Below are 5,691 nucleotides of genomic sequence, written 5' to 3' on the forward strand. Positions count from 1 at the left end.
CCGACCACCAGGCCGACCGCGCCGCCGATGAGGTTCTCGCCGAAGAGCGATCCGACGCCCTGACCGAGGGCGAAGCCGACGGCCACGTGCAGCGCCCCGTTGGAGAGCACGTCAGTGATCACCGTCTGCGCCAGATCGGCCGTCTCCGCCCCGCCGAGCACCGCCGTGGCGACGTTGCCGACGAAGTTGCCGACGGCCGGGTTGGAGAGCAGCGCGGTCACCGTGGCGCCGGCCACCTGGCCCGCGGCCGCGGTGAGTCCCGCGTCCACGCCGGCGGTGGACAGCGCGCCGGCGAGAACCTGGCCGACGGCGTCGCCGGCCACCTCGCGGATATCGGCGTCGGAGAAGACGGTGTTGATCCAGTCCGCAATCGCCCCGCCGAGGGCGTCCTGCAGGGCGGGGTTGTCCCCCGCCGCCGCCAGCGCGTCCTGCAGCGCCTGCGCCGGATCGGTCCCGGCGAGCACTCCCCCGACGACGTCGGCGAGGACCGTGCCCAAACCGGGGGTGGCGAGCAGACCGGTGACCGCCGGGACGAGCACGGCGGACAGGTTGTCGCCCAGCGGCAGCAGCAGCGCGGCCGCCTCCGGTCCGAACTGATCGCTGATCGCGGTGATGACGGCCTGGTCGCTGGTCAGCTGACCGACCACGTTCGCCACCGCGGTGGCCAGCGACTGCGCGTCGAGTTCCTGCACGGCGACGGTGAACGTGGCGCCCAGTGCGTCTTGGATCGCGGAGTTCGCCTGCAGCGCCTGCAGCGCGCTCTGCAGCACCGTCGCCGGGTCCGCACCGCCCAGCAGCTGGGTGATCACGGTGCCCACGGCACCGGTCAGCGCGGTGCTCACACCGGGCTGGCTGAGGAATCCGGTGACCGCCGCCCCGGCCACCTCGGCCAGGCCGCTGCCCAGATCCGGGTTGGCCAGCAGGTCGGTGATCGCGGCGATGGAGCCCTCACCGAGTGCGCCGGCCGCCAGAGCGCCCAGCGCCTGCCAGGCCGCCGGATCAGACGCGAGCTGGCTGAACACGGAGGTGACCGTCTCGCCCAGCGCGGCGGCCACCGCGGGGTTGCCCAGCAGCGCGGTGTCGGCGGTCTGCAGCACGGCGAGCAGGGTCGCACCCAGCGCGGAGGTCAGGGCGGCGTCGCTCTGCAGCGACGGCAGCGCGGCGGCCAGTGCGGTGGCCAGGTCGGTGCCGCCGAGCACGGCGGCGGCGACCCCACTGAGGCCCTGCAGTGCGGCGCCCACCTCGGGCTGACCCAGAAGCGCCGTCACCGCCGAGCCGGCCACCGTGGCCAGTCCGCCTGCGACCGCCGGGTCGGCCAGCAGGCCCGCCACCGCGTTGCCGAGCACTGTTGCCGGACCCGAACCCAGTTGCGGGGCGAGCACCTGCCCGAGTTGCGCGCCGAGGAACGTGGCCAGCGCGGTCGGGTCGGCCGCCGGCGCCCACGTCGGCGCGGTGACGCCGGTGAGCACGTTGATCGCGGCGGTGGTGCCGCCGCCGAGGGCCTGCTGCACCGCCGGGGTGGTCAGCAGGGTCACCAGGCCGCCGAGCGCCTGCGCGCCGGACTGACCGCCGAGCAACTGCCCGACGTCGACGCTGCCCTGCAGCAGTCCGTTGATCAGATCGGTGTCGCTGACCCCGGCCGGGCGGCCCGGCAGGGCGCCCAGGAAGGCCTCGATGGCGGCCGCGCTGTCGGCGCGGGCCAGCACGGTCTGGACCAGGGTGGCCGCGGCGTTGCCGACGAGCGTGCCCACCGCGGGCGGCGCGCCCCAGGCGGCCACACCCTGCGCGGCCTGCTCGGCCAGCGCGTGGAGGAAGGGTCCGTTGTCGGCAAGCTGCCCGATCGCGCTGACGCCGGCGGCCGCAGCAGCGGCGGCAGCGGCCTCGGTCTCGCGTCGGCTCACCGCCAGCACCGCCCAGTTCAGCGGCGCGCTCGCGGGAGCGTTCGGGTCCCCACCGCCGAGCAGTGCCAGCAGGGCGCCGCCGAATCCGGAGACCGCGCCGGGGGCGGTGGCCACGGTGAGCTGGGGAGCCACTGCCGCGGCGGGCGCGGCGCTGGCGGCTTGCGGGGCCTGCACCGCGACGGCGACGACCGCCTCGGCGAGGTCGACCGACGGGGCCGGGGCGGCGACGACCGGGGCCGCCGGGGTGCTGTCGGCCACCACCGCGCTCGGGCCGCGTTGCACGCTGCTGCGCTTGGTCGGCGCGGCCGCGCGGCGCGCCGGCGACGAGGCGCCACCCGTGGCGGTCGAGGCGTCGGACTCCGGCGCGGCGGGCGAATCGTTGTCGGTGCGCTCAGCAACGCCACCGCGGGTTCCGGCATTCCGGCGCGTGGCCTGAGAGGGCTGGGAACCCGAGGAGGCCGAGGACTCAGCGGAGTCGGCCGCCGGCTGGGCGGAGGACGAAGAAGACGAAGCGCCCGCGTCGGGAGCAGCGCCGGTGTCCGCGGCGGCCACCGCCGGCAGCGCGGCGAGCGCCCCGCCGACGCCGAGGGCCACCGCCAGGGCGCCGATCCGGCCCACATACCGGGCCGGACGGTACCGCCCGGTTTGGCTATCTTCGCTGCTCAGCATCTGAATCGACATAACGCACCGCCCTTGGCCCGACGTCCCCATAAACACGAAAAGACATTCCGACTTCCTGAAAGAAACCTGAAATTTTTCTGAAAGCCTCCAACAGGGTACACCATGTGGCCAGCGGAAATAACCGGAACCGAGGGGCTTACCCTGCCTGGGCCGAGTGCACCTCGGCGCCGTCGGAGTAGGTCGCCAGCACCGCGATGTCGCGCACCGCGTCAGGGTCGGACTCGTGGGCCAGCGGGTCATCGCCCAGCAACACGAAGTCGGCGGCCTTGCCCGCCTCCAGCGAGCCCACCAGATCGTCGGCGTGACACATCCACGCCGCGTCGATGGTGCTGGCGCGCACCGCCTGCGCGACCGACACCCGCTCGGCGGCGTTGAGTACCTCGCCCCCGTCGGCCATCGTGCGCGCCGCGGCGGTGGCGATGTAGTTCAGCGGACCGATCGGCGAGACCGAGAAGTCGCAGTGGAAGCTGCCGCGGATGCCGGCCTTGGTGATCGAGGCGTAGCGGTCGAGCAGGTCGGCGCGGGCGGGCCCGAGGATGTCGTCGCGCATGACGCGGCCCCACAGCCGTACATGGTTCATCAGAAAGCTCGGCGAGATCCCCAGCGACGCCATCGCCGCGATGTGCTCGTCGTGCAGCAGCGAGCAGTGTTCGATGCGGTGGCGCTTGCCCGGATCCCACCCCGGCAGTGCGGCTGATGCCGTGAAGGCGGCCATCACCATGTCCAGGGCGGCGTCGCCGTTGGCGTGGCACATGATCGGCCATTGTGCGGCAACGGTTTTCGCGAAGTTCGCGGTCAGCTGCTCCGCGGTGAAGTTGGCCACCCCGCGGGTGTCGCGGCCGATGTAGTTCTCGCGCAGATAACCGGTGTAGCCCTGGTTGGATCCATCCGAGACCCACTTGACGGTCTGGCTGCGCAGCCGGTCATCACCGGAGCCGGGCACGATTCCCGCGGCCACGAAGTCCGCCAGGCTCTCCCCCCACAGCGACAGCGAGCCGCGCACCGGAAAGCCCGGCTGGGCGAAGACCTCGTGGAGCAGGTCGACCTCCTTGACTCCGGCGATCGCACCGGTGGCCGCCTCGTGCACGTAGGTCACGCCTTGTTTGGCCGCCATGGCCGCGATGCCGGTGATGGCCTTGGCGACCACGTCGGGTGTCAGGCTCGGCAGCAACTTGATGAACGGGATCATCGCCGCGGCCTCGGCGACGATTCCGGTGAGCGCGCCGTTGCGGGCGCCGAAGTCCCCGCCGGGCGGGTTGGGGGTCTCGGCGCTGATCCCGACGGCGGCATACGCCGCGGAGTTGACGTAGAAGAAGTGCTGGGAGGCGTTCATCACCACGATCGGCACCGTGGCCGAGATCGGGTCGAGCAGCGTGACCGTCAGGTCGGGCTGGCCGGGCAGCAGGCTGGGGTCATAGAGCTGGCCGACGACGGCCTGCCCGGCCGGGGCCTGGGCCACCGCGGTCTTCAGCGCCGCCAGCACCGCATCGAGGGTCTTGTTGGTGTAGGGCGAGCAGTCCACGCCGTCGAACACCAGCGCCGAGGACACCAGGTGCACATGCGGCTCGACCAGGCCGGGCAGCACCGCGCCGCCGGGGTGCTCGAGTTTTCTGGTGCCCGGCCCCACGAAGCCCTCCACGTCGGCCCGCGAGCCGACGGCCAGGATGCGGCCCTTGGCGATCGCCATCGCCTCGGCGCGCGGGGCGGCGTCATCGAGGGTGATCAGCGAGCCGGTGACGAGAAGCTCTGCTTTGCCGCCGGTTTCGCGCCGACGCGGCCGGGCGGCCCGGTCGGCGGGGGCGACGCCGCCCAGCGAGACCCTCGCGGCGTTGACGGGGTGTGGCTGGCAGCATCCTGCGGCGTCGTCGGTCATCACGGCCTTTCCGTTGCGGTTGTCTGCGAGGGTATATGGGGTTTAGCCGACCCGACCGATGGGAATGCCCGCACCATGAACACCACGACGCGTATGTTCGCCCGGGTGATCGGCCCCTACCTTCTTGTGGTGCCGATCACCGCCGCGGTGCGTGCACCGGACATGCAGAAGCTGCTCTCGGACGTCGAGGCGAGCCCGGTCTGGCCCTGGTTCGGCGGGGCGATCACCGTGCTGCTCGGCCTGATCGTCGTCGGGCTGCACCCCTACTGGACCAACCCGCCGGCGGTGATCATCTCCGCGCTGGGCTGGCTGATGGTCGCGCGCGGCATCCTGCTGCTGGCCTTCCCCGCGGCTCTGATGTCGGCGGCGAACGCGGTCATCGGGACCGGCGCGATATGGCGCGTCGCCTACGCGATCCTGGCTCTGCTGGGCCTGTATCTCACGGTTGTGGGATGGCGCCCGGCCGGTGCGGAGGTTCGCAGCGGACGGGTGATCGACGCGGACGCGGCTTCGCGGTTCGTCTGAGGGCTACCCGGAGACCTACCCGGAGACCTACCCGGAGACCTACCCGGAGACGTTGCGTCGCTGCCCGTCGACGGAGCGGATCTCTCGCATGAGCTGGGCTCCCTCGACGCCGTAGATCCCGCGGTCGTCGCCACTCAGCGCCCAGTTGTGCTGCTGGTCGGCGCGGGCACAGATGGCCGCGCACCACTGCGCGTAGAGCTCCCGCCGCCGCCGGTCCTGCCGGACGACCGCCCGCGCGAGGTAGAACAGCCCGACCAGCACGAGCGCGGCCACGATCCACCAGATGAACTTCACGACCAGCCACAGCAGCAGCAGGATCACGAAGCCCGCTGCGGCGCCGTCGTCGGACGACTTCTTTCTCTTCCCCATCCCCCGGCAGCCCTCCCGTCTCGGATGAGCGCACGCTAGCGGCGGGGTACGACATATCGGCCGGGCCCGAGACGCCACCCGGGGACCGTCCACTCGAGGGCGCCGGGTCAGACCCGCAACCTCGCCAGCAACGATTCCGTCAACCAGATCGCGTGCTCTAGGCTTCTACCGCAACGCAGAGCAAACGGATCGGGGAGGACGATGGCCGGCTGGGTCCGATGGTCCTGGGGCGTGAGCGCGGCCGTGTGGGTCGGCTTCGCAGTTGCCGCGGGTGTCGCGCCGGCGGCAGCGGCCGCCCCGGCCGATCCGGCGGTGAACGCCGATCCGGCAGCCTCGGCGGCA

General features: G+C 72.5%; 3 protein-coding genes and 1 pseudogene. 1 reads left to right on the plus strand and 3 read right to left on the minus strand.

Going from position 1 to position 5,691, the window contains the following annotated elements; genetic code table 11:
• Both ACKOB8_RS06395 and ACKOB8_RS06400 read right to left on the minus strand, forming a co-directional pair.
• Positions 1-2,519 (minus strand): annotated as a pseudogene (locus ACKOB8_RS06395) (hypothetical protein); the annotation flags it as partial.
• A 199-nt stretch (positions 2,520-2,718) separates the two neighbouring features.
• On the minus strand, positions 2,719-4,455 hold the full coding sequence (locus tag ACKOB8_RS06400) for an amidohydrolase (protein ID WP_526376384.1): 1,737 nt from the start codon (positions 4,453-4,455) through the stop codon (positions 2,719-2,721).
• A 75-nt stretch (positions 4,456-4,530) separates the two neighbouring features.
• Here ACKOB8_RS06400 and ACKOB8_RS06405 point away from each other — a divergent pair, with 75 nt between their 5' ends.
• Entirely contained in the window at positions 4,531-4,980 is a 450-nt protein-coding gene (locus ACKOB8_RS06405; RefSeq protein ID WP_526376385.1) for a hypothetical protein, read from the plus strand.
• 39 nt (positions 4,981-5,019) lie between these two features.
• Here the strand turns inward: ACKOB8_RS06405 and ACKOB8_RS06410 are convergent, their stop codons facing one another.
• Complete coding sequence (locus ACKOB8_RS06410; protein WP_526376386.1) at positions 5,020-5,349, minus strand: hypothetical protein; 330 nt, start codon at positions 5,347-5,349, stop codon at positions 5,020-5,022.
• Between the last annotated feature and the right edge of the window lie 342 nt (positions 5,350-5,691).

The organism is Mycobacterium sp. (genome assembly GCF_046091765.1).
Classification (GTDB): Bacteria; Actinomycetota; Actinomycetes; order Mycobacteriales; family Mycobacteriaceae; genus Mycobacterium.